The organism is Klebsiella sp. WOUb02 (assembly GCF_050058015.1).
Lineage (GTDB): Bacteria > Pseudomonadota > Gammaproteobacteria > Enterobacterales > Enterobacteriaceae > Klebsiella.
The window spans coordinates 38951-63910 of record NZ_CP170111.1 but is presented as its reverse complement, the minus strand read 5'-3'; the positions used below and the strand labels follow the sequence as shown (position 1 = coordinate 63910).

Below are 24960 nucleotides of genomic sequence, written 5' to 3'. Positions count from 1 at the left end.
CATCCTCTTATCAGGCATCGAACAAGTGCGACTTGTCGGTAAAGAACTGAGGACGCTGTACATGTTGAATGTACTCGCCAGTCAACTTGCCTGATGAGACATCAAAACCACGAATCTGGAAGGTAAACAGATCCTGCATCTGAATGATTTCATCTTCCATGCCGCATAGTTCGCTGATCGACACAACCCGACGCACGCCGTCACGCATACGCTCAATCTGCACAATCAGGTGTACCGCGCTGGCGATCTGTCGACGGATTGCCATTAATGGCAACTGCATGTTGGCCATCATCACCATATTCTCAAGGCGCTGAATCGCATCTCGGGTGGTATTGGCATGCACTGTACATAACGACCCATCATGGCCCGTGTTCATCGCTTGCAGCATGTCAAAGCACTCGCCGCCACGAACCTCACCCAAGATTATGCGGTCGGGGCGCATACGCAGCGCGTTTCGCATCAGATCGCGTTGATCCACTTTCCCCGACCCTTCTGCACTGACCGGCCGGGTCTCCAGCCGTACAACATGCTCCTGCTGCAGCTGTAATTCAGCCGCGTCTTCAATTGTGATGATGCGATCGGTAATACCGATTTTTTGCGAAAGGGCATTGAGAAGGGTCGTTTTCCCCGCCCCTGTCCCCCCGGAGACAATGACGTTTACTCGAGCCTGCATCGCTTTATTGAGTACCGTGGCCATCTCATATGACATGCAACGAGCTTCGGCCAAAGTCTCCAGTGACAAATTTTGGCGCATAAACTTACGGATCGAAATCGTCGTACCGTCAATCGCCAGCGGATAGGTGATGACGTTTACACGGCTACCATCAGGTAATCGGGCATCAACCATCGGGCTGGCTTCATCAATACGTCGTCCGACCGCTGCAGCAATACGCTGAGCGGTATTAAATACATGCTCCTCATCAATAAAAGTGACTGATGAAAGCTCTAGCTTTCCAAAACGCTCGATAAACACCTGATTCGCGCCGTTGACAAGAATGTCGTTCACTGTGTTATCGGACAAAAGCGGCTGAATGGGACCAATACCGATCATTTCATCCAGCATTTCGGCGGCCAAAGTCTCTTCTTCCGGCCGTGACAATTGCAGACGCTGTTCGTCACAAATATTGCGGATTACCGACTGGATCTGATCCAGCAGAGTATCACGCCCCATCACCGCCGCTTTGCCTGCATCTATTTGATCATAAAGTTGAGTACGTATTATCCGCCGTTGTACATTGCGGCTGTCGCTTTGTATCTGTCGATTGGTTCCGGTAACTGGACGAACTTCAGCCGGTTTGGATTCCGGAGTATTCGATACAACTTCCACCACAGGCGATGGCGCTCGAGGCGAATCGTCTCGTCTGCTTCCCTGGTTTTTACGTCTAATCATGATAGGTTTCCTCTTCTGATATTCCTGAATAATCAGGTTCAGACACGACGTAACAGACTGGAGAACCAACGTTTCTTCACTGGCTCTGAACGCTGACCACAAGCCAAATCGGCCAACTGGCGCAGTCCCTGCAGCCACGCGGATGAGACCGTTATATCCAGCGCTCCTAGCGTCAGGCTATGTGCCAACACACTGCCAGCGTGAGGTAGTGTTATATCAATAGCCCGTCCGATAATGTGCTCAAACTGAGCCCGCTGCAACGGTGGATGAGAGTCTGAAATGGCTCTGATTATGTACAAGCAGCAAACGCTGCCCCTCGCTTTCATCGCCAATCTCATGTAGTATGCGTCGAACATTGCGAGCGTCCTGCATCGTCAGTTCAGTCACAACAATGCGCAAGTCGGCATAGGTCAGCACTTCCAGCACTCCCGCAGGAAAAGAACAGGGTAAGTCCCATATCACCTGATTGAACATCCTGCATAGCGCGCCGCCGACATTAAGCACAGCGTCAACATCCACACCATCAACAAAATTCAGCACGGGTTTTTGCGCCAGTACATGTAATCGCGTATCTACCCGCAACATGGCTCGTTGCAAAAGTCTGGTATCTAGCTCCTCACTCGACAGCACGGCAGCTAAACCAGCATTTTCACTTTGTCCCAACAACAATAACTGGTCGCCATTGCGACGGTCGAAATCAACTAATGCGACGGGGAGATGACGTTCAGCTGCCAATAAACGACTCAACCCTGTTACCACAGTACTGGTTCCAACGCCGCCACTGGCACCGATCACTGCAACCGTACGTCCCAGTCGGGCATATTCAGGCCCGGTTTGTTGTCCGTCGCACTTAGCCAACGTGGCGGACAGCAGATCCAGCGTATAGGGTTTTACCAGGTAGTCAGTGATGCCAAGTTGTAGTAGCGAACGGTACAAACCGACATCTTGTACATTGCCTGTAGCAATGACCTGGCAGGTAGGCCCACAAATAGCCATCAGTGATTCCAGCGCTGGCAATGGCCATTGTTCTCCTTCCAGATCGACAAGCAAGACCTTGGGAGGTAAGTTCAGTTCACACCACGTTATTGCCGCTGTAATTCCTCCCGACTGAACCGGGGTTTCGGCATATTTCAGACGAGACAACGCATCCCGCTGCATCACGGCTTCCGATTCACTGTGGACAAAAGCAGCCAGTACAGGCTGGCGCTCTTCACTACTCACGCCAGAGGAAACCATCAGATCACTCATTGTTTCTCCCGGATTAGTCTTCGCTAAAATCTATATCGATGAGATCTTTCACCTCATCACGTTGGTAGCTTTCAACACTATTAACCGCCACAACACCATCTGCAGGATCCAAACTACGCGCCTGAATCAGGTCGCGCGGCTCTGCCACCATAATGGCCAGATTGTTCTGGTTGGCGCAGCCTAGATAACCGATGCTGTCGAATGGTTTCACCATCAGCATATTGGGATCGTTAATTCCACATCTGCTGGTTTTTATGGCCAGTGCCTGCGATATCACCTGCAAATCGCCCTGGCCGCTGACCGTAGAGATACGATGCTGTAATCGCACTTTCTGCGGGTCGGCCCCCGCATTTTTAAGCGCGCCCAATAGCCTTGTAGCGATCTGTTCACCCCGTGGGGTATAAGGAGTGATAGTCAGGGACTGTTTCGATAACCTCCCCTGTTTGTTCAACATGTCATTCAATGCCTTGAGCGATTCGCTGTTTAGCCCATGCCCATCGGCTGCCGCCTGTAAATTGACAGCAAGAGAACTGGGTTTGACCGTTACGGGTGTCAGTTCCGGCTGGTTAAAGCGATGCATGCGTATATCATTGACTGAACGGTCGCTGCAGGCTGACAGAACCATTACCAGAATCCCGCATGCCGCTGTGCCGGCCAGTGTTTTTATTACGTTATGAAGGGTAGCCATCGTGCCATCCTGCCTAATCAATAGAGGTAACCCACGGCGCCGTAGCTCGGCATAACCGCATCCAGAGTTTTCACACCCTGACCTGGTGTTTGCAATTGGCCAGCATTAACCGGTTCCACGACATAAGCGGTAGCTATAATCACCAGCTCCGTTTCTTCATGGTTGGTCGCTTCGTTTTCAAACAACCGCCCTATGACCGGAATGCTGCTCAACCCCGGGACGCCGGTAATCTTTTGACTATTCGCACTGCGTAACATCCCCGCCAGCGCAAAGCTTTGACCGCTTGCCAGCTCCACGGTGGTATCAGCCCGTCGTACGGTCAGCGCAGGAATAACCGAGCCGCTCTCCAACGTGACTTGTCCAACTGAAGTCAGTTCGCTCACTTCAGGTGCAATATGCAAACTAATGCGGTTGGCTGAGAGTAGAGTTGGTGTCATACGCAGAATGACACCGTAAGATTTATAATCGATACTGACGTTATTGTTAGTAATCAATACGATAGGAACTTCTCCGCCGGCAGCAAATGCCGCAGTCTCACCCGACATAGCGGTCAGGTTAGGCTCAGCCAATACGGTTGCCATGTTCTGCTGATTCATTGCCGAGAGCAGACTACTTAGTGAACCATCAGCACCGCTACGGTTGAAACCAAGAAAACTACTTCCATTTACACCAGTAAAGGTCCGGGTGCTGGAGTCAAAGAAATTACTCAACGTACCCGAGCCAAAACCGATTGTGGAACCACTGCCGTGGTTCAAGGAGGCATTCCAGTTAAATCCCAGTTCGTGAGTCAGCTTCCGCGACACTTCGACAACCCGCACCCGAATATTGATCTGCGAAGGCGTTCTTATTTTCAGCTGATTTACCACATTGGCCGAAGTTTCGCTCGTTCCTCCAAGACTATTACCGCCGCCTTGGCCTCCAGAGGCGCCTCGACCGATTGAAGATTTTATGTATGTCTGAACACTGTCAATGACTCTCTTCGCATCTTGGGGGGTGTCAACACTCCCCCGCACAATAACACCGCTAGGGATACCAGCTTCTAGCTGTATATCTGCATCAGGAAACTCACGCTTCAATCTTTCGCTCAATGCTTTCAGATCATGCTCAACGCTAATAGCTACGGCGGTGATCACATTACCATTTTGATCCATCGCATACAGCGTGGTGCTCCCCACCGATTTGGCATAAACAAACAAGTTCCCCGGGGACGGTAACTCAAAACTGGCGACTTCAGGATCCGCAACCAATACACTGTCAGGCAAATCATTCAATTGCAGCATGCGTCCCTGGTGTACGGTGAGATGCACAATATTCGATACCTGCACTTCCGCCACTTGTTTCGACACAACAGGCATCGCCCACCCTGCCAGCAGGCAGACGCCAGCCAGCAGCCAGTTACGACCTGCTGCCCAAACGTCACGTCTGAAAGCAAAACACATATTCATTTACTGATTTCCATATTAGGATTTATCTATCTACACAACGTCAGGTCTTTCCTGGTATTGGTAGGTTTATCTTGATGGGAATGACCGGGTTTCTTTCTTATCACCCCGGAATAGTTTTACTTGGTGCCCACCGCCGCTACCCAATCCGCTATAAATTCGAGTACTGTCTGACAGTGTTGTCACCCGAACGCTTCCCTCTGTCGGTAATACGTCATCCTCCGTACTGCGCAGGGCTAAATGCAGCATCCCCACTTCTTTAGCAACGGCCAGAATTTCCGCCTGTTCCGGCGTAACCTCAACAGTCACGGTCTGGTAACTAGGCGTTACCCGGCTTTTCTTACTGGCATTACGTGCTGTCGTCGGCGGCTCATCCTCAACGTCCTGGCGCGGGCGAATATCCGTATCAGTCTGGTTGTTTAATGCAAGAACACGCAGGTCGCGTACGATAGTTTGTGCTGCAAGCAGAGGTATTACCGAGGAGGTACTACCTGAACTCGAAGTTGAAGAGTCTGGCTGATCATCCTTACGAAGACTTAGAATGATATCAACTCTGTCCCCTGCAGCGACCAAGCCTGAATTACTGGCCACGGCATTTGTTGGAATAGAAATAGCACGCATGCCTTTATGCAAGACGGCGGCTATAAATCCTGGTTCATTAGGTCTGACCAGAATATTACTGTTCAGCGGTGTACCTGCTGGGAGCATCTCACGCACCGTGGCACCAAATAAAGGAACCTCGCTATCTTTCCCACGAATAAAATTAAAGGTTCGCGATACAGGAAGGTCTGTTTCTTGCCAAATTAAAGAGGAAGGGTCGATAAAATCTCCTGGTTTTAAGTCTCTTCCCGCTATCAATACCATATTTTTTGGTTCAGGAACGTAAACCTGCGGCGGTTCCGGCGGTGCTTCGGATAATTGATTGCGAACCATCAGTGCAACAATCGCGGCAAAGATACACGCCCCGGACAATAATAATGTCGAGTTTCTTTTTATTCTCATTTTTAGTATTAATGTTCCCTATAATAATGGAAGAGGGAGTTATATTTTAGATGTAAGGCCAAATCATAATATAGGCTGCACCGGAGGATATAGCTATCCCATAGGGTATTCCCTGAGAAAGTTCGCGGGATAAAACTGGTGGCAATGCTATTTGTGTCTTTAATTTCTCATTAATAAAACTGATACCTGTACCAAAAATGAAAGGTAACATATTTAACAGGGGTAAAGCTAAAGCCAAAAAACCACCAACCAGCGCAGTCACCATGACAAAAAACATTTGCTGACCATACCCAACCCAAAGGCACAACACGCCCATCAATTTAACGTCTCCGGCCCCCAATCTGCCAGTGAGGAATAACAAAAAACCCACAATAAATACCAACCCGGAACCTAGTAAATCGTACAGAATAACAACAATCGGTACACCGGCAATGCTAACTTGCCAAATACTAGTACCTGCCCAACCAAGCAATATTAACAGAACTACACGGTTAGGAATGCGTCGTTCAAATAAATCGCTGACTGAACACCACAACAGGCAAACAGAAATGAACAGTATTTGTACACTATGACCCAAGTCTGTCATGACTATTTGGAAGTTGAGCCTGAAGTACTGGTAGTTCCCGACCCAGCGATCTGATCGGCAATCTCTCTGAATTTCTCATTCAATGCTCTGACGAAAACACCATCACCACCAAAAATCGCGCCAATAGCAGCCGCCATCGCAGCCGCAAGGATACCGTACTCAATGGCTGTAACCCCACTTTCATCATAGATAAAGGCTTTCAATTTTGCGTTGCAGTTTTTCATTTATTTCCCTCAGTAACAATAAGTTATTTATATATGGTAATCAGATAGCATGTATCATATTGAGAGTTATTATCATTAACAGCAAGAAGAATTACATTAACTTTTTTTAATCTTCAAAACGGCGGATTCAAGTTCGAAGTGCAACGCTAAGCCGCCTGTCTTAACTCTGCAAAGACCACTGAAGGCTGCCGGAATCCGGGCATTTTCGTGGCCTGCTGTTCAGTGCTCCCTGGTACTTGCGGAGCTCGTCATCCGTCACTGCTGTCAGGTCAGTTCCTTTGGGGATAAACTGCCTCAACAGCCCATTGGTATTCTCATTTAGCCCACGTTCCCACGAAGCATAGGGGTGAGCGAAGCAGGTTTCCGTTTCCAGGGCAACTGCGGTCTCTTTGTGCTGAGTAAACTCCCCGCCATTGTCGAACGTGATGGTATGGCAAGTCACTCAGCATCGAGATAATGGCTGTGGCCACTTCGGCTGAATCTTTCGAAAACACCTTTTTCGTCAGATAAATACGGCTTTTACGCTCGACCAGCGTCACGATGGCTCCGGTGCCTTGTTTACCCGGAACCAGATCCGCTTCCCAGTCACCCGGTCGGGTACGAGCATCAACAACGGCCGGTCTCTGTTCGATGGATACGGCGTCAGGTATCGGACTTCGCTTTTTACCATAGCCTTTGCGATAGCGGCGTTTACCCTGCCGGAGGAGCTTGTATAGTTCGCCGCCACTGGCTTTATCAGCCTGAACAGTAGCGCCCTTACAGGGCGAGCGTCACCGCTTCGCGGTTCCGATGGTATTCATGATCGGCAGACCGTTTTATACTCCGCAGCATGTATATTCCACGTCCCGCAAAGTTGCTCTTCACCGTCGATGACGGCTGGAACAGGTACCTTGATTCGAATGGCCACAGCGTCAGTCCCTGGGCCCGCCTCTGCGTCGAGCGCATGCTCGCCTGCGGCACCACGACCATGGGCGTTCGCCGCTTCTGCTGCGCATCGCCGGACTGCACCCATTCCCGCTTTTTCTGCCAGAGCTGCAAATCAAAGGCCTGCAGCTCCTGCGGCTTCAAAGCCACTGAGCAGTGGGTATCGCAGCAGAGTCATATCCTTCCCGACTGCGACTGGCAGCATATCACCTTTACCATGCCCCACCTGCTCTGGCCCTTTTTCAACAATAACTGGCCCCTGCTCAACGCGCTCTTTCGCGCAGCCACCCGCGCCATGCTTCGCCGGGCCCGCAGACAGGGCGTGGAGGTCGGTATCTTCTGCGCCCTGCATACGTACGGCCGCCAGCTCAATCAGCACCCACACATTCACCTCTCCGTCACCCGTGGCGGGCTGGATATCAGGCATGCCCTCTGGCGCGACCTCTTCTTTAAGAAGCATGCCGTCAAGGAAATCTGGCGCGGAGCCGTCATCCGCCTCCTGCGCCACAGCCATGACCTGATTAACTCCGGCAGCCTGCCGGGGCCGGGGCATATACGCGACAAAAAGCAGTGGCAGCGCTATCTGCAGGCGCAGTACGGGCGCCGCTGGAAGGTGCACTTTGCGAAGAAGACCCGGGGCGCCTGGCGGAGCGTCAAATACCCGGGCCGCTACCTGAAGCGCCCGCCGGTGTCAGCGGCAAAGCTCAGGCACTACAGCGGCGGTGCCGTGATACATCACTATTACGACCACCGTACGCAGCAGCACCGGCAGCAGACGCTGACACAGGAAGAGATGATCGGACGCTATATCAGCCACGTACCGGCGAAGCATTTTAAGATGGTGCGTTACTATGGCTTCCTGTCGAACCGCAAACGGGGTTCGCTGCTGCCGAAGGTGTATGAAGCCCTGCAGATGGAGGCGCGAAAAACACCGGAACAGCCCGGCTTCGCCTCGCTGTTGAAAGGATTTCTGCGTACGGACCCGTATCAATGCATCCTCTGTGGCAACCGGCTGCGCTTTGTCAGCGCACAGGCCGGCAGGCATGCCACGGAATTAGTGGCGGAAAGGCTCCACGGGATCGCCAGAAAACGATGGCTTCTGACACAGGCCGCAGGATAAGTGCGCCCGAAAAATGGGTTTCCGGTTAAAAAACCGCCGAAAACAGTATTTTATTGCCATGATTTCCCCGACAACACACCATCACTGCGTTTCGGGATCCTGTGTTCATGGTCAGTGAGTTTTTAAAACGTTTTTCCAGATTCCTAACCATGAACATGCTGGTAAATCCACGCGTGACTAACCGGCCTGCCGATGATACGGCCAACGGCGCTGATCTGTTCCGGACTCCACAGCCAGTTTAGCGCAGCCTCGACAAAGAAGACCGTATCCTCGTGCATCCTGCGTTTGCCGGCCGCTTTACGGCGGCTGGTACTGAGCTTCTGTGCCGCGGCTGGCTGGTAGCCATCTACAGAACGATTACGACGCAGTTCCCGCGAGACCGTTGATTTGCTGACGCCTGAGCGGCGGGCAATCTCTGCCTGACTCACTTTATCTTCACACAACAGGGCTATCTGGTATCGTAACCCTTCGGTTAGCTGCTGATATTTCATAGTGACTCGCTCATCTTTGGTCGGAAGAGCAGGATAGCTTATCGGCAGCTAACCGTCCCTCCATCCACATGACCGAGCGTTGCACTTATTATCTGAATTCGCGATCTGCCATTTAATGCCTGCCATGCTTTTCCCTCATCAATTACCGTAACGCAGTATACTGCAATTCCTTTTGGGATAGGCTCTTAATTTCCTGTACCATGAGAGCATGACTTTTTTATGACGAAATCTACCGCTGCTAATTAAGGAAAGAGCGATTTACCCGGCGGGAGGGGGGAGTCCGCCAACTACCATATTGCATATGGTATATAAATTCCGTCTTGAATTTTATCCATTCAAAGTGGATGGTTATAAGGTCATCGTTAATTAATGGAGATTACTTATGACCTCACTGTCCATATATAAACTTCCTGACACTACACAACCTGCTGAACAGATTGATAAGTTTGATGATATTGTCGGACTGCTGGCCGGAGCCGGTATTCGACTGGAGCACTGGGAGTCTGACGCACTCCCCGATACATCTGACGATGAAGCCTTGCTCAGCCATTTTCAGCGTGATATTGACCGGCTGAAACGACTTGAAGGTTACACTGCCGCTGATGTGATACGCATAACTCCGGAGCATCCTGACCGGGAGGTGCTGAGGAAAAAATTCCTACAGGAACATACCCATAGTGAAGATGAGGTGCGCTTTTTCGTGACAGGCAGTGGTACTTTCTTCGTTCCGCTCAGAGATAAGGTCTTTCGGATGACGTGTAAGGCTGGAGATTTACTTCGCGTACCGGCTGACACCCGGCACTGGTTTGACTGTGGTGAGCCGCCGGATTTCACTGCAATTCGCATTTTTACCAATCCTGCGGGATGGGTGGGACATTTTACCGGGCGCGAGACCTTTCACTGACTGGTATCTCAGACACTATGTCTCGCCACCGGGAGATATGCATGGATCTCGGCACTAACGACAATACCATTCACTGTTGCCACGCAAAGACCCCAGGACGAGCTCTGTTTCTGGGATTACTGAGAATCATCAGTGTAGTCAATGGACTGGTAGCATTCGCCACAACGTTTGCAAAACGGCCTGACCCGAACCTACACACCTACACCCACACAACAGAAGACATCCAATCGCAATAATCACCAACCACAATCAACCCCATCATGTCCGAATACGATCGTATTCGGACACCTGTCGTCAGATATGACCGTATATAAGGGTTTTATTTTTTGTACATGCGTGCAATACTGTACATCCTTTACGGATGGAAAATAACGCATGTCACGGGTTTTTGCTTACTGCAGGGTCTCCACCACAGGTCAGCAGAATGAAAATCAGCGCCAGGAAATTAAGCAGGCCGGTTTTGCCGTTCAGGCCGGTCGGGTGATGGAAGAATGCATCAGTGGCTCATCTCCGGCCAGTGAGAGGCCGGGATTCTGCCGCCTGCTGGACAGAATGGAGAGCGGGGACGTACTGGTGGTCACCCGCCTTGACCGCCTCGGGCGTAACGCCATGGACGTCCGCCAGACCGTCGAGCGCCTGGCAGAGCAAGAGATAAAGGTTCACTGCCTGGCCCTGGGCGGTGTCGACCTGACCAGTTCAGCCGGGCGTATGACCATGCAGGTCATCGGCGCGGTGGCCGAATTCGAGCGTGACCTGCTGATTGAACGTACTCAGGCCGGTCTGATGCGGGCGAGGGCGTCTGGTCGCCATCCCGGCAGACCTTTCTCGCTTTCGCCGGAACAGCGTCAGCAGGTCCTTGACCGTCTCAATGGCGGCGCCACCATTGCTGCCGTGGCCCGTGAATTCAGTACCACACGTCAGACCGTCATGCGCATCCGCGACAGTGCTGCACGGACGGCGGTAACGGCCACTGATACTGGTCAACGGTTATGATATCCGGTTATATTTTTACTGTTATGGGCCCATAACGGGCTGACATTTTCTCGGGGAACAGGCATGGCGGCTGGACTGAACAAAAAACAGCAAGAATTATTAACCGGCATGAGTCATGAAACGCTGGTTCGCATCATTCTCGAACTGGCAGAGGATAACAGGCAGGCCAGAAGTATGCTGATTAACGGTTATCTGTCGTCCGCGCCGGATATTATTAAAACCATCGAGAAGGAATATAACCGGCGAGCCAAAAGTAAACGCTTTTATGATTACTACGAAGCGGATGCGCTGTATGACGAACTCACACGCAACATCGCCCAGCCGCTGGTAAAAGTTGCGGCCATCCTCCCGGAGCCCGTAGAAAAACTGAGCACCAGAATCATGCTGGAGTTTGAAAAGTTCAGCGAAAACACCGATACGTCCAGCGGCAGCTGGATGGATTATTATTCGGTTCTGCTGGATGCCTGGATGGGATCCATTGTTGCCCAGAAAAACACCGACCCTGCAGTCACCGCCGGAAAGGTGTTCAGTTTTGTTGCACGGGCAAATTATTCTGGTAGAGAGCTGTTTACAAGATACCGCGCACTGCTGGGAACGGATGTTCTGCGGGCGCTCAGGGATATCTACTCCCTCAATAAACGGCCGAGTGAGGCGCTGGAAATCAGTCTGCTAATCAGGGATGACAGCTTCCTTGCCGGCGCGTTAAAAAAAGGGGAGTTCTGCCGACCCGAGCATTATTTCGGATACGCCCGGCTCCTGATGGACGACGTGCGCCCGGAGGAAGCCATTCAGCTGCTGCTTCATATGGAGCAGCAGGGTGAGGCACAGTATGCAGACCGAACCACATGGAATGAGCTGTACATCACCGCACTCACTGAAGACGGACGACGTGAGGACGCCATGGAAAAGGCCCTTTCGGCCTTTTCTTTCCGGTGCGACACGCTTTTTTACCAGCTGTACACAAAAGCCGCCGGTAAGGAGAGTGATAATCTTCCGTTATTCCTGCGTATCGCAGAAGAAAAAGGGATTGTTGCCTACCTCTGTTTTGCCTCAGATGTTGAACGTCTGGATTTAGCTGACGCCTGTATAACCGGGACAAAGAAAGAAGAGCTTGCCGGAGCACTGTCACATCTTACGGGCTCATTTGTCCGGACTCTGTCCTCCACGCTGTATAAACACGGTCATGCCCTGGCCGCCACACTGCTGCGTCATTTTCTGGTGGAAGATGCGATTAACCGTGCCCAGAGTAAATATTACAGTTACGCCGCCTCAGACATGAAAAAGGCCACTGATTACAGTAGCGGCCTGGAAGAAAGCGCGCAGTTCCCGGGAACGGGAAATTACCTGCGCACACTCTATGAACAGCACCGGCGCAAGACATCCCTCTGGCCCCTCATGGCAGAGAAAATCCGGGGATTATCCGTGGGAAAAGACGGTATTCACTACGAACGAGGCGTGGAGTGAAAGCGACCGGACGGTACCTTCAGGTTACATGCGCACACCCGGCTCTGGTCGGTCAGATATCATCTTAACTGAAGCAGGAATAATGTATCCAGGGTCCCTGCACTGCTGACCATCAGGCTGGCTGATAAATAAATTCACTTTCTTTTCACTTTTAACTGACTATCACATCATAGTTTTGTTGTATAAGGACCGTTAATGATTAACGGAACAAAAAAAGGAGCTCATCAATGTTAAGAAAAACTGCTGCCGAATTTTTCGGTACGTTCTGGCTGGTATTCGGTGGTTGCGGAAGTGCCGTTCTGGCAGCTGCCTTTCCGCAGTTCGGTATCGGGTTCGCGGGCGTGGCCCTCGCCTTTGGTCTGACGGTTCTGACGATGGCCTATGCCGTGGGCCATATTTCAGGGGGCCATTTCAACCCGGCAGTAACGCTGGGACTGTGGGCCGGTGGTCGCATCTCCTTCAGCGATGTCATTCCTTATATCATCTCACAGGTCGCAGGCGGTCTCGCCGCTGCAGGTGTTCTGTATCTGATTGCAAGCGGCAAAGCGGGATTTGATGTGACGGTCAGCGGATTTGCCTCGAACGGATTTGGCGAACACTCTCCCGGCGGGTATTCACTCCAGGCAGCCATTATTGCAGAACTGGTGCTGACTGCGTTCTTTCTGATTGTCATTCATGGTGCCACAGATAAAGGTGCCCCAGCGGGTTTTGCACCTATAGCTATTGGTCTGGCGCTGACCCTGATTCACCTCATCAGCATTCCCGTCACCAATACGTCGGTTAACCCGGCGCGGAGTACGGCCGTTGCCGTTTTCCAGGGGACCTGGGCGTTACAGCAACTCTGGGTGTTCTGGGTGGTACCACTTGCGGGCGGTGTTCTCGGGGGCCTGGTTTACCGCTTTCTGCTGCAGAGCAGAAACTGACATAACACGATAAGTTGCCTGAAAAAATGCCCTGCCGGAAGGCAGGGCATTTGTATTTTTAAAATGCCCGCTTACAGTGCGTATTCCGATGATTCCGGTCAGTGATTCCGGCGATTTCGATCGCGCTTCCCGCGCTGGTTATTTCTTACTTTAGTTTTTAACCCGTCTGATCGGTTTGCGCCAGTTTACGCATTGATTCGCCCCTGAGCTCAACGCGATGTCCGTTGTGCAGTAGCCGGTCCATCAGGGCATCGGCTACCGTCGGGTTGCCTACCAGTTTGTACCATTCACTCACCGGGAGCTGACTGATGATGATCGTGCTCCCCCGCTGGTATCTGTCCTCCATCACTTCCAGCAGATCTGAGGCCTGACGGGTGTTCAGCTTCTCAAGCCCCCAGTCATCAAGAATGAGCAGATCCTTTTTCGACAGATGCAGCAGTTGCTTCTGGTAACTCCCGTCGGCATGGCCGATATTCAGGTCATCAAGCAGCCGCGTCAGCCGGTAGTACACCACCTGGATATGCTGCTGACAGGCCTGCTCGCCCAGGGCACAGGCAACGTACGTTTTTCCGCATCCCGTGGGTCCGGTGATCAGCACATTTTCATGGCGGTGAACATAAGCCCCTGTCAGCAGCTGTACCAGTAACTGCCGGTTCAGGCCCCGTTCGGGCCGGAAGTCAAGCTGTGAAGGCTGCGCATCCAGTCTCAGTTTCGACTGTCTTCGCAGACGGTTGACCTTCGACCTCACGCTGCAGCAGTTCGTGCTCCAGCAGGAGACCCAGCCGTTCCTCGAAGCTCAGCGAGGTGTAGGTCATCGGCTGCGACCATTGCAGCTCCAGCGCCTTACTCATGTGCCCCAGCCGCAGGGCACGTATCTGTTCCAGCAGGTTGTTGTGCATTATTTTCTCCTCAGTGGTAGTACCCGGCACCGCGTACGTTGCTGTGCTCGACAGGGGACTCATCCGGCGCTTCGTCTTTCAGCCGGTCCCGGTGGTTTGTCAGCAGGTTCAGGATCACCTGACGCCATGGGCGCTCCAGTAACAGCGCCTGCTGGCAGGCGTTCTCCAGTCTGGCATCGCCATATTCACGGCTGAGATTGAGCAGCCCCAGGCAGGTCCGGTAAGCCTGTTCAGGATGCGCACGATGGTGCAGGTGCCAGGCCACCACGGCACGGGTGGCGCTGCCGATGCTCTCGCCCCAGGACAGCAGCCTTTCCGGGCTCCATCGCTGCCGGCGATGGGATTCCGGCATATGCTCTGCCTGCGTGGTGAAGCCCCCCTGTTGCTGTGCCCGTGGATGCTGGGCAACCAGCGTTCCCCGGTGATAGAGGCGGATGAGCCTGGCACCGGCTTCGATATCGATATGGCTGCCGACCAGCGCATGAGGCACGGAGTACGCATGTTTGCCATACAACACGTGATAGTCCGGTCCGACCTTTGCCCGGCGGATATCAACGTATTCATAGCGGTATGGCGGGAGCGCCTTCAGTGCGGGTTTATCCAGTTGTTCATACAGGCTTTTCCTGCAACCCGGCAACCGACGGAACGGCCGCTCATTAAGATCCTGCAGTAGCTCACTGATGGCCAGATTCAGCGCGGCCAGCGTATGGAACACTTCATGCCGCAACCGCATCAGGATCCAGCGCTCCACGACCTGAACGGGCATTTCAACTTTGGGTTTGTCTTTCGGCTTGCGGGGCCGGGCCGGGATCACTGCCGTGTTGTAGTGCCGGGCCAGCTTACGGTAGTTCTCGTTCAGGACCGGCTCGTAGCGGTCTGCGCGGCTGACTGCCGCTTTCAGGTTATCCGGGTTGAGAAGCTGAGGAACACCGCCGAAGAACTCGAACGCCCTGACGTGGGCCATCAGCCAGCTTTCCTGCCGCTGGTTTTCACAGGCTTCAACATAGGTGTAGTTTGAGGCACCAGGCGTGGCGACGAAGATGTGCGCCTGCCGTACCTCGCCCGTATCCGGGTTGATAACCGGGATCGTCGGCCCGCAGAAGTCGAGGAACAGCTTCTCACCGGCAACATGATGCTGACGCATACTGCGTTTTTGCTGCTTCAGCCACTCACCATAGAGGTTACAGAACTGGCTGTACCCGTAGGCGTTTTCGCCAGTTTCCTGTTGATATTCCTGCCAGAGCAGGATTTTGGTCATCCCTTTACGCTTCAGTTCCTGATGGCACAGCGGGAAGTCGGGCATCCGTTTATGGCTGTCGCTGGCGCGTCCGGTATAGAGCAACGCTTCGAGCTGTGATTCCGTCATCTCTTCCGGCAGGGGCCACGCCAGTCTGACTCCCCCTGAAGCGGGTGACCACATCAGATACGGTGCTGCACCCGATATTCAGACAGGCCGAGATGCTCCTGTTAGGCAGGTGACAGTCAAATTTCAGGCGCAGCAGTTCTTTAATTTTACTCATCCGCGTTCTCAGTCTTGCCATGGCGACACTCCTCCGGAAGATGCGTTATCAGGAAGAAGTGTTGTCCATTGTTTTAAAAGTGAAAAGCGCGGGATTCCGACGACAGGATCATCGATTCCGACAATCCGATCACAGATTCCGGAGCCAGGATCACGGATTCCGACGGATGGTCAAATCTGGCCGGAACAAATCGGAATTCGTGGTCGAATTAAATCGGAAAGTGCGATCGGATTAAATCGGAATCAATGGTCGGTTTGGGTCGGAATACGCATACAGCGGAGACATAATGAAATCAATGTGAGTAATGTCATGAGGGGTAGAGGGCGGATTCAAGTTCGAAGTGCAACGCTAAGCCGCCTTTCTTAACTCTGTAAAGACCACTGAAGGCTGCCGGAATCCGGGGCATTTTCGTGGCCTGCTGTTCAGTGCTCCCTGGTACTTGCGGAGCTCATCATCCGTCACTGCTGTCAGGTCAGTTCCTTTGGGGATAAACTGCCTCAACAGCCCGTTGGTATTCTCATTTAGCCCACGTTCCCACGAAGCATAGGGGTGAGCAAAACAGGTTTCCGTTTCCAGGGCCGCTGCGATCTCTTTGTGCTGAGTAAACTCCCCGCCATTGTCGAACGTGATGGTATGGCAGACATCTTTGTAGCCGCTCAGCATCGAGATAATGGCTGTGGCCACTTCGCCTGAATCTTTCGAAAACACCTTTTTCGTCAGATAAATACGGCTTTTACGCTCGACCAGCGTCACGATGGCTCCGGTGCCTTGTTTACCCGGAACCAGATCCGCTTCCCGGTCGGGTACGAGCATCAACAACGGCCGGTCTCTGCTCGATGGATACGGCGTCAGGTATCGGACTTCGCTTTTTACCATAGCCTTTGCGATAACGGCGTTTACCCTGCCGGAGGAGCTTGTATAGGTCGCCGCCACTGGCTTTATCAGCCTGAACATGCTGGTAAATCCACTCGTGACTAACCGGTCTGCCGATGATACGGCCAACGGCGCTGATCTGTTCCGGACGCCACAGCCAGTTTAGCGCAGCCTCAACAAAGAAGACCGTATCCTCGTGCATCCTGCGTTTGCCGGCCCCTTTACGGCGGCAGGTACTGAGCTTCTGTGCCGCCGCTGGCTGGTAGCCATCTACAGAACGATTACGACGCAGTTCCCGCGAGACCGTTGATTTGCTCACGCCTGAGCGGCGGGCAATCTCTGCCTGACTCACTTTATCTTCACACAACAGGGCTATCTGGTATCGTAACCCTTCGGTTAGCGGCGGATTCAAGTTCGAAGTGCAACGCTAAGCCGCCTTTCTTAACTCTGCAAAGACCACTGAAGGCTGCCGGAATTCGAGGCATTTTCGTGGCCTGCTGTTCAGTGCTCCCTGGTACTTGCGGGAGCTCATCATCCGTCACTGCTGTCAGGTCAGTTCCTTTGGGGATAAACTGCCTCAACAGCCCGTTGGTATTCTCATTTAGCCCACGTTCCCACGAAGCATAGGGGTGAGCAAAACAGGTTTCCGTTTCCAGGGCCGCTGCGATCTCTTTGTGCTGAGTAAACTCCCCGCCATTGTCGAACGTGATGGTATGGCAGACATCTTTGTAGCCGCTCAGCATCGAGATAATGGCTGTGGCCACTTCGCCTGAATCTTTCGAAAACACCTTTTTCGTCAGATAAATACGGCTTTTACGCTCGACCAGCGTCACGATGGCTCCGGTGCCTTGTTTACCCGGAACCAGATCCGCTTCCCGGTCACCCGGTCGGGTACGAGCATCAACAACGGCCGGTCTCTGTTCGATGGATACGGCGTCAGGTATCGGACTTCGCTTTTTACCATAGCCTTTGCGATAGCGGCGTTTACCCTGCCGGAGGAGCTTGTATAGGTCGCCGCCACTGGCTTTATCAGCCTGAACATGCTGGTAAATCCACTCGTGACTAACCGGTCTGCCGATGATACGGCCAACGGCGCTGATCTGTTCCGGACGCCACAGCCAGTTTAGCGCAGCCTCAACAAAGAAGACCGTATCCTCGTGCATCCTGCGTTTGCCGGCCTCTTTACAGCGGCAGGTACTGAGCTTCTGTGCTGCCGCTGGCTGGTAGCCATCTACAGAACGATTACGAAGCAGTTCCCGCGAGACCGTTGATTTGCTCACGCCTGAGCGGCGGGCAATCTCTGCCTGACTCACTTTATCTTCACACAACAGGGCTATCTGGTATCGTAACCCTTCGGTTAGCTGCGGATATTTCATAGTGACTCGCTCATCTTTGGTCGGAAGAGCAGGATAGCTTATCGGCAGCAAACCGTCCCTCCATCCACATGACCGAGCGTTGCACTTATTATCTGAATTCGCGAGCTGCTGATATTTCATAGTGACTCGCTCATCTTTGGTCGGAAGAGCAGGATAGCTTATCGGCAGCTAACCGTCCCTCCATCCACATGACCGAGCGTTGCACTTATTATCTGAATTCGCGAACACCCTGAATATGCGGGTTTGAGTATCTGGAAATTATTATTATGATGTGGTCGGACAACAATGATTGCCATTCATCCATCGCTTTCACTGATCTTGGTGTTTTTTTGTTCACTTATGACACGATCAGAGGGAAAAAAATTTGTTCTCATCGAATTAATCGCACCTTCCTTAGTAAATACCACTCTATTTTTCCCCATGTTTTTTGCATCATAAAGAGCATCGTCAGCCTTTTTTAAATAATCTTCAATTGTATCACCAGGTGATGGTTTTGAAAACACCACTCCAATACTTACTGTAGATGTCACTATAAACCCTTTGTCCATTTCGATAGATATTTCCGAAAATTTATCTTTTATTCGAATAGCGATGCTATTTGCTAAAGATTCTGTGCACTCATAAAGGATGATACTAAACTCCTCGCCGCCAATCCTACCGGTAATATCTGTTTTTCGAGTGTTTTTTTTTAATATTCTTGCTAATTCCATTATAACTAGATCACCTGATGCATGGCCAAATTCATCATTAATTGACTTGAAGTTATCTATATCTAGCATCATGGTGGAAAATGAAGAGTTGTTTTCTATGCATTGTTTTAACTTTCCCCTTGCTATGTTAAGAAAAGCTGCGCGATTTAAAAGCCCAGTCATATGATCTCGTTCAGAAATGAGTTTTAATGCTTCCAGATGGTCATTTCTTTTACGCGTAATGCAAGCAATTACTAATGATGACAATCCAATTATTATAATTACTATACTCATTGATATGAATGATTTCAAATTGGCGTGTTCTATATCTGATGCTAGGTTTTCTGATGTGAAAATTAGCCCCCAGTAGTAATAAGTCAGTGTCAATAATGAGACACTGAATAAACTGTATGTAATCGAGCATAAAAGTAAACCCAAAACAGGAAGTGCAACTAAAGCTTCCCCTTCAATATATGGGCTAATTACAAATGACCCTATTAAGATAAAGAGTGGGAGTGTATTCTTGCGTGATGGTGTGGATGAGTATTTAATGTATGTGTTATGTTGTGTTATAAATACGGGAAGCAATGCCATGTAGTTAATTAATTCATTAAAAAATATAACAAAGAAATATTTAACCCTTGACTCTGTAAAGCCATACGATGAAAGAAAAGAAAAGAAAAGAGATGATATTATTATGATAAAAAGAAAACTAAAGGAAAGATTTCCATTAAGTATTTGATTGTTTTTTTTGTAAAGAATTGAGAGTAATGTAAAGCAAACTAACACAGATAAAACACCACCAAGAAATGATGGTGATATTTTGAAGATATCCACTCCAGTGAATGGATAGTACATAAAAGATGCCACCACAAATATATAAAATATAAAATAAGAAGCGGAGAATCCATTTCGAATAAAAACACCAACAACGAAGGCGTTGATCGGCCAAATTATAAATACTCCTTGAAAATGAAATGAGGTGATGAAACATACAGTACAAAGAATAGGAATCATCAAATAAAATTCAATTTTGTATTTATTTTTTTTTCTGGGGAACATAATTATTACTCCTTTATGCGAGGCATTTTATACGCCATGCAATTGAAGCATTAGCGGTTGATGATATTATAACAACGGCTCTATCAATGATAGCTTGACGTATAGTATACTGCAATTCCTTTTGGGATAGGCTCTTGGCGGATTCAAGTTCGAAGTGCAACGCTAAGCCGCCTTTCTTAACTCTGCAAAGACCACTGAAGGCTGCCGGAATCCGGGGCATTTTCGTGGCCTGCTGTTCAGTGCTCCCTGGTACTTGCGGAGCTCGTCATCCGTCACTGCTGTCAGGTCAGTTCCTTTGGGGATAAACTGCCTCAACAGCCCATTGGTATTCTCATTTAGCCCACGTTCCCACGAAGCATAGGGGTGAGCGAAGCAGGTTTCCGTTTCCAGGGCCGCTGCGATCTCTTTGTGCTGAGTAAACTCCCCGCCATTGTCGAACGTGATGGTACGGCAGACATCTTTGTAGCCGCTCAGCATCGAGATAATGGCTGTGGCCACTTCGGCTGAATCTTTCGAAAACACCATTTTCATCAGATAAATACGGCTTTTACGCTCGACCAGCGTCACGATGGCTCCGGTGCCTTGTTTACCCATAAGGTTGTTTCCATCGACGATGAGACCCGCCATCCCACGATGCAACCAGCGAACACATCGATGATGAACATTAGCGCCCTTACAGGGCGAGCGTCACCGCTTCGCGGTTCCGATGGTATTCATGATCGGCATACCGTTTTATACTCTGCGGTATGTTAATTTCCGCAGGGATTCATGAAAATGGCACGCAGCAAAGCCCCCAGAAAACGCAAGCCCGGTAAATCAGGTTAACCACCTGTAGCCCGTATTACACCGCCCTCTTATCCAAAACGTTTTATGGTCTCCTTCCCCCCCGACACTGACGGTCATGAGCCCGATGAATTCTTCTACGATACGCCGGCTGAAGCCATACAGCACTGTGTCCGCCTTGGCCCCCAGTTTTTCCTTGATACGCACTTCGACCCGCCCCTCGTCACCATTATTCGCGGCTTTGAACAGCATCCCGGAGAGGCTGATGAAGCCGGATACGACAGCATTGATGCCGCGATGACCGAAAGCATGCCCCTGGATGAGTTCATGATCTGCACGGAGCTGGAGATAATGCGGGTCTCTTTCGTCCCGTGGGACAAATCCACTGACAACTGGGCCGACAGACCCGATGAGCCTGACTGCGGCTGCGGGCAGTATGTCGATTTTCGCTTCACCGGCAAGATCCCCGGACTGTAATTCCCCGAATGTATATCCCGCGTCCCGCAAAATTGCTCTTCACCGTCGATGACGGATGGAATAAGTTTCTCGAAAAATTCGGCGACAGCGTCACTCCCTGGACCCGCCTCTGCGTCGGGCGCATGCTCGCCTGCGGCACCACGACCATGGGCGTTCGCCGCTTCTGCTGCGCATCGCCGGACTGCACCCATTCCCGCTTTTTCTGCCAGAGCCTGCAAATCAAAGGCCTGCAGCTCCTGCGGCTTCAAAGCCACTGAGCAGTGGGTATCGCAGCAGAGTCATATCCTTCCCGACTGCGACTGGCAGCATATCACCTTTACCATGCCCCACCTGCTCTGGCCCTTTTTCAACAATAACTGGCCCCTGCTCAACGCGCTCTTTCGCGCAGCCACCCGCGCCATGCTTCGCCGGGCCCGCAGACAGGGCGTGGAGGTCGGTATCTTCTGCGCCCTGCATACGTACGGCCGTCAGCTCAATCAGCACCCACACATTCACCTCTCCGTCACCCGCGGCGGGCTGGATATCAGGCATGGCGTCTGGCGCAACCTCTTCTTTAAGAAGCATGCCGTTGAGGAAATCTGGCGCGGAGCCGTCATCCGCCTGCTGCGCCACAGCCATGACCTGATTAACCCCGGCAGGCTGCCGGGGCCGGGGCATATCCGCGACGAAAAGCAATGGCAGCGCTATCTGCAGGCGCAGTACGGGCGCCGCTGGAAGGTGCACTTCGCGAAGAAGACCCGGGGCGCCTGGCGAAGCATCAAATACCAGGTCCGCTACCGCATACCGCAGTCATGGAAGATACCCTGAAAAACTTACGGGCAGCGTGGATGCGTCCCACTCTTTCTTTCCAGCGCACTGCATCGATCTGGAAGTGTGACGGGTATTTCCAGAGTATCGCCAGACCATCTTCCGCGGATGAATTTCCGCTTTCTCATACCGCAGACAATATGTTCTACGCGAATTCAGATAATAAGTGCAACGCTCGGTCATGTGGATGGAGGGACGGTTAGCTGCCGATAAGCTATCCTGCTCTTCCGACCAAAGATGAGCGAGTCACTATGAAATATCAGCAGCTAACCGAAGGGTTACGATACCAGATAGCCCTGTTGTGTGAAGATAAAGTGAGTCAGACAGAGATTGCCCGCCGCTCAGGCGTCAGCAAATCAACGGTCTCGCGGGAACTGCTTCGCAATCGTTCTGTAGATGGCTACCAGCCAGCCGCGGCACAGAAGCTCAGTACCAGCCGCCGTAAAGCGGCCGGCAAACGCAGGATGCACGAGGATACGGTCTTCTTTGTTGAGGCTGCGCTAAACTGGCTGTGGAGTCCGGAACAGATCAGCGCCGTTGGCCGTATCATCGGCATGCCGGTTAGTCACGAGTGGATTTACCAGCATGTTCAGGCTGATAAAGCCAGTGGCGGCGACCTATACAAGCTCCTCCGGCAGGGTAAACGCCGCTATCGCAAAGGCTATGGTAAAAAGCGAAGTCCGATACCTGACGCCGTATCCATCGAGCAGAGACCGGCCGTTGTTGAGGCTCGTACCCGACCGGGTGACCGGGAAGCGGATCTGGTTCCGGGTAAACAAGGCACCGGAGCCATCGTGACGCTGGTCGAGCGTAAAAGCCGTATTTATCTGACGAAAAAGGTGTTTTCGAAAGATTCAGCCGAAGTGGCCACAGCCATTATCTCGATGCTGAGCGGCTACAAAGATGTCTGCCGTACCATCACGTTCGACAATGGCGGGGAGTTTACCCAGCACAAAGAGATCGCAGCGGCCCTGGAAACGGAAACCTGCTTCGCTCACCCCTATGCTTCGTGGGAACGTGGACTAAATGAGAATACCAACGGGCTGTTGAGGCAGTTTATCCCCAAAGGAACTGACCTGACAGCAGTGACGGATGATGAGCTCCGCAAGTACCAGGGAGCACTGAACAGCAGGCCACGAAAATGCCCCGGATTCCGGCAGCCTTCAGTGGTCTTTGCAGAGTTAAGAAAGGCGGCTTAGCGTTGCACTTCGAACTTGAATCCGCCCTATACGGAGCATGATTGCATCAGGCCGGTCTCCTTCACACAGAGTCCGGCTTCTGCCAGTGATGAAACCAACACAGGTAACGCGTTGACTTACTCTGACAGCAGCTCGAATTGGACAAACCGGACATGCAGTTCCTGTTACGATCCTTATCCTCAGAGTGAAACCGGCCCCGATCCTGCGGAAACCAGTGAAACAAGTAAGGAAAAATTTTCGCTTGGTCAGACAGCATGACGAGCTTATTCAGAGGTATGACTCCGGCCTGTGAGTTAGCCTTTCCCGGCCCGGCGCTGATCAATACGTCACGCAGGTGTTCATTTAACTTCAAATATCAGCTAACAGCAGGAAAATTGACTGCGGCGTGCAGGCCATCATCTCTCAGTCAATCTATGGAACGCATTACCCGCCCAAAGCGCATGCCGCAGTCAATATCAGTGTTTCTTTCGTATTACATCGCATACTACAGTCTATTTAATGCGTGTAAGCATAAGGGATAAAGAGAGGTATATTGACTGCGCTATGCGTGATGCGTATCACAGTCAATAACAGCACACCGCAGTGAATTTTTGCGTACTACAGTCAATTTTCTGGCTTCATACTGGCGAGCGCTTCGGCCAGCTTCTGAGGATCGATACCTGCGGCTTTCAAAGCCTTAATAACCTCATCATAGTTCTGCTCAGGAGACTGCTCCTCTTCCTCTTTGCGAGGCGACTTCACAGTACTGCAGATCAGTTTCGGGTTGCGATAGTGCACGCTGAAATAGGCTGCCCGTCCGCGCTTGAATTCAGTGTAATCCAGATACCCGATATCTCGCAGCTGCTCCATCGCTTTGCGAACGGTATGGTTCTGTGTGTACACGTTTGAGGTGAGATTCAGCCGGTCCCGCATACGTTTCATGGAGATTGGCGCAGGGTTCTGAGGCAGGCTTTCGATGTAGGTATACAAAGCTTGAGCAGATTCTTTACGTTGCAGGGCGTCGATCGCCTTCAACCGCAGCAGTACCCGCCGGTCCATATGGTAGAGCTCGAAGAGTTTGGGTTCGGCCTTAATCTCCACAATATCTTCGTTGATATCATAGTAAGCCGACTGCACCAGGTGTGTGGTCCAGCCCTTGGTGTCACTCTGGAACTTCAGCGTGACGGTCGCCAGTTTGAACAGGGAGTTGCTGATACGGTCGCGCATTTTCTTGTTTGAACGCCGGGAATCAAAACCACACATCTTAACGAACTCAACAAAAGACAATTCCAGCGTTTCTTTTTTTACGCCATACTCTGACATGGAGCGAATGATCCCAAGCCAGACTTTAAAGTCCGTATCCATGTCCAGACGCGATCCTGTGATCCTGACGTCGGTGTACCCTTCGCTCTTCGCGATAGACAGGCTGTACAAGCTCCTCAGTCGCATCTGTGACGTTTTTACGGTTAGCCTTACTCTTTCCTGTCGATTTCAGCGTAGGAACGAAGAGACCAAGCCTCATGAGCGCAACTGGTTGAACGGTACTGGTGCTGTTGACATCCAGCTTAACAACTTCACCGGTTTTCTTATCAACCTCCTGCAGATTCAGAGGTAAGCTGTTATTTTCGCTCGTCATCTTTGATCCCAACAGTTATCCACAAAGGCAAGTATAAATGCATACTTCAGTCAACGGAAATACATGCCTCAGTAAATGCCGTTGCATACCACAGTATTAGATAATGCATACTTCAGTCAACATTTAACATGCTATAGTCAATGCTGAGCCCCATTAAGACCAGTCAGCACGGGGGCTCAGGCGATCCCGGGATCTCTTTATGATCTCATTATGATCTCATTATGATCTTTATAGGATCATTTATTGGATCAACACTATGAA

Annotated in this window: 15 protein-coding genes and 9 pseudogenes; 8 read left to right on the top strand and 16 right to left on the bottom strand. The window is 51.4% G+C overall.

Translation table 11 applies throughout. From position 1 onward, the window contains the following. Nucleotides 1-10 precede the first annotated feature (10 nt). From ABOC21_RS28315 to ABOC21_RS28280, 8 genes and pseudogenes are all read right to left on the bottom strand, one after another. On the bottom strand, nt 11-1390 hold the full coding sequence (locus tag ABOC21_RS28315) for a CpaF family protein (protein ID WP_426815761.1): 1380 nt from the start codon (nt 1388-1390) through the stop codon (nt 11-13). A 240-nt stretch (nt 1391-1630) separates the two neighbouring features. Beyond that, the gene (locus ABOC21_RS28310) at nt 1631-2638 is read right to left on the bottom strand and encodes a hypothetical protein (RefSeq protein ID WP_426815760.1); all 1008 of its coding nucleotides are present in this window, start codon (nt 2636-2638) and stop codon (nt 1631-1633) included. 13 nt (nt 2639-2651) lie between these two features. Next, the gene (locus ABOC21_RS28305; RefSeq protein ID WP_426815759.1) at nt 2652-3326 is read right to left on the bottom strand and encodes a CpaD family pilus assembly lipoprotein; all 675 of its coding nucleotides are present in this window, start codon (nt 3324-3326) and stop codon (nt 2652-2654) included. A gap of 17 nt (nt 3327-3343) precedes the next feature. Continuing rightward, nucleotides 3344-4771 carry a type II and III secretion system protein family protein gene (locus tag ABOC21_RS28300; protein WP_426815758.1) on the bottom strand — a complete coding sequence of 476 codons (1428 nt, stop codon included), beginning with the start codon at nt 4769-4771 and terminating at the stop codon, nt 3344-3346. A gap of 66 nt (nt 4772-4837) precedes the next feature. Beyond that, nucleotides 4838-5770 carry a Flp pilus assembly protein CpaB gene (gene cpaB / locus ABOC21_RS28295; RefSeq protein ID WP_426815757.1) on the bottom strand — a complete coding sequence of 311 codons (933 nt, stop codon included), beginning with the start codon at nt 5768-5770 and terminating at the stop codon, nt 4838-4840. Nucleotides 5771-5816: 46 nt separating this feature from the next. Next, the gene (locus ABOC21_RS28290; RefSeq protein ID WP_426815756.1) at nt 5817-6356 is read right to left on the bottom strand and encodes an A24 family peptidase; all 540 of its coding nucleotides are present in this window, start codon (nt 6354-6356) and stop codon (nt 5817-5819) included. A 2-nt stretch (nt 6357-6358) separates the two neighbouring features. Continuing rightward, nucleotides 6359-6580, bottom strand: a complete 222-nt coding sequence (locus tag ABOC21_RS28285) for a Flp family type IVb pilin (protein ID WP_426815755.1) — start codon at nt 6578-6580, stop codon at nt 6359-6361. A gap of 146 nt (nt 6581-6726) precedes the next feature. Further along, nucleotides 6727-7326: pseudogene (locus ABOC21_RS28280) on the bottom strand (IS30 family transposase); the annotation flags it as partial. Nucleotides 7327-7409: 83 nt separating this feature from the next. Between ABOC21_RS28280 and ABOC21_RS28275 the strand changes: the two are divergent. Then, nucleotides 7410-8624 carry an IS91 family transposase gene (locus ABOC21_RS28275; RefSeq protein ID WP_426815754.1) on the top strand — a complete coding sequence of 405 codons (1215 nt, stop codon included), beginning with the start codon at nt 7410-7412 and terminating at the stop codon, nt 8622-8624. Between the two features lie 152 nt (nt 8625-8776). Here ABOC21_RS28275 and ABOC21_RS28270 read toward each other — a convergent pair. Beyond that, nucleotides 8777-9115 (bottom strand): annotated as a pseudogene (locus ABOC21_RS28270) (transposase); the annotation flags it as partial. A gap of 382 nt (nt 9116-9497) precedes the next feature. Between ABOC21_RS28270 and ABOC21_RS28265 the strand changes: the two are divergent. From ABOC21_RS28265 to aqpZ, 4 genes are all read left to right on the top strand, one after another. Then, nucleotides 9498-10019 carry a 1,2-dihydroxy-3-keto-5-methylthiopentene dioxygenase gene (locus tag ABOC21_RS28265; RefSeq protein ID WP_426815753.1) on the top strand — a complete coding sequence of 174 codons (522 nt, stop codon included), beginning with the start codon at nt 9498-9500 and terminating at the stop codon, nt 10017-10019. A 375-nt stretch (nt 10020-10394) separates the two neighbouring features. Next, nucleotides 10395-11012: a recombinase family protein gene (locus ABOC21_RS28260; protein ID WP_426815752.1), complete on the top strand. Its 618-nt coding sequence runs from the start codon at nt 10395-10397 to the stop codon at nt 11010-11012. Nucleotides 11013-11075: 63 nt separating this feature from the next. Beyond that, nucleotides 11076-12476: a DUF6880 family protein gene (locus ABOC21_RS28255; RefSeq protein ID WP_426815751.1), complete on the top strand. Its 1401-nt coding sequence runs from the start codon at nt 11076-11078 to the stop codon at nt 12474-12476. A 227-nt stretch (nt 12477-12703) separates the two neighbouring features. Next, nucleotides 12704-13399, top strand: a complete 696-nt coding sequence (gene aqpZ / locus ABOC21_RS28250) for an aquaporin Z (protein ID WP_426815750.1) — start codon at nt 12704-12706, stop codon at nt 13397-13399. 157 nt (nt 13400-13556) lie between these two features. On the opposite strand, the pseudogene istB reads toward aqpZ, so the two are convergent. From istB to ABOC21_RS28220, 6 genes and pseudogenes are all read right to left on the bottom strand, one after another. Continuing rightward, nucleotides 13557-14298: pseudogene (istB, locus tag ABOC21_RS28245) on the bottom strand (IS21-like element helper ATPase IstB). 10 nt (nt 14299-14308) lie between these two features. Then, nucleotides 14309-15839, bottom strand: a pseudogene (istA, locus tag ABOC21_RS28240) (IS21 family transposase). 327 nt (nt 15840-16166) lie between these two features. Beyond that, nucleotides 16167-17103 (bottom strand): annotated as a pseudogene (locus ABOC21_RS28235) (IS30 family transposase). A 15-nt stretch (nt 17104-17118) separates the two neighbouring features. Further along, a pseudogene (locus ABOC21_RS28230) lies at nt 17119-18067 on the bottom strand (IS30 family transposase). Nucleotides 18068-18363: 296 nt separating this feature from the next. After that, nucleotides 18364-19818, bottom strand: coding sequence for a GGDEF domain-containing protein (locus tag ABOC21_RS28225; protein WP_426815749.1), 1455 nt, complete (start codon nt 19816-19818; stop codon nt 18364-18366). 162 nt (nt 19819-19980) lie between these two features. Beyond that, nucleotides 19981-20415: pseudogene (locus ABOC21_RS28220) on the bottom strand (IS30 family transposase); the annotation flags it as partial. Between the two features lie 273 nt (nt 20416-20688). On the opposite strand from ABOC21_RS28220, the gene ABOC21_RS28215 reads away from it, so the two are divergent. From ABOC21_RS28215 to ABOC21_RS28205, 3 genes and pseudogenes are all read left to right on the top strand, one after another. Continuing rightward, entirely contained in the window at nt 20689-21078 is a 390-nt protein-coding gene (locus tag ABOC21_RS28215) for a hypothetical protein (RefSeq protein WP_426815748.1), read from the top strand. Nucleotides 21079-21086: 8 nt separating this feature from the next. Next, a pseudogene (locus ABOC21_RS28210) lies at nt 21087-21855 on the top strand (IS91 family transposase); the annotation flags it as partial. A 281-nt stretch (nt 21856-22136) separates the two neighbouring features. Next, nucleotides 22137-23084: an IS30 family transposase gene (locus ABOC21_RS28205; protein ID WP_426815747.1), complete on the top strand. Its 948-nt coding sequence runs from the start codon at nt 22137-22139 to the stop codon at nt 23082-23084. A gap of 603 nt (nt 23085-23687) precedes the next feature. On the opposite strand, the pseudogene ABOC21_RS28200 reads toward ABOC21_RS28205, so the two are convergent. Continuing rightward, a pseudogene (locus tag ABOC21_RS28200) lies at nt 23688-24699 on the bottom strand (RepB family plasmid replication initiator protein). Nucleotides 24700-24960: the final 261 nt, after the last annotated feature.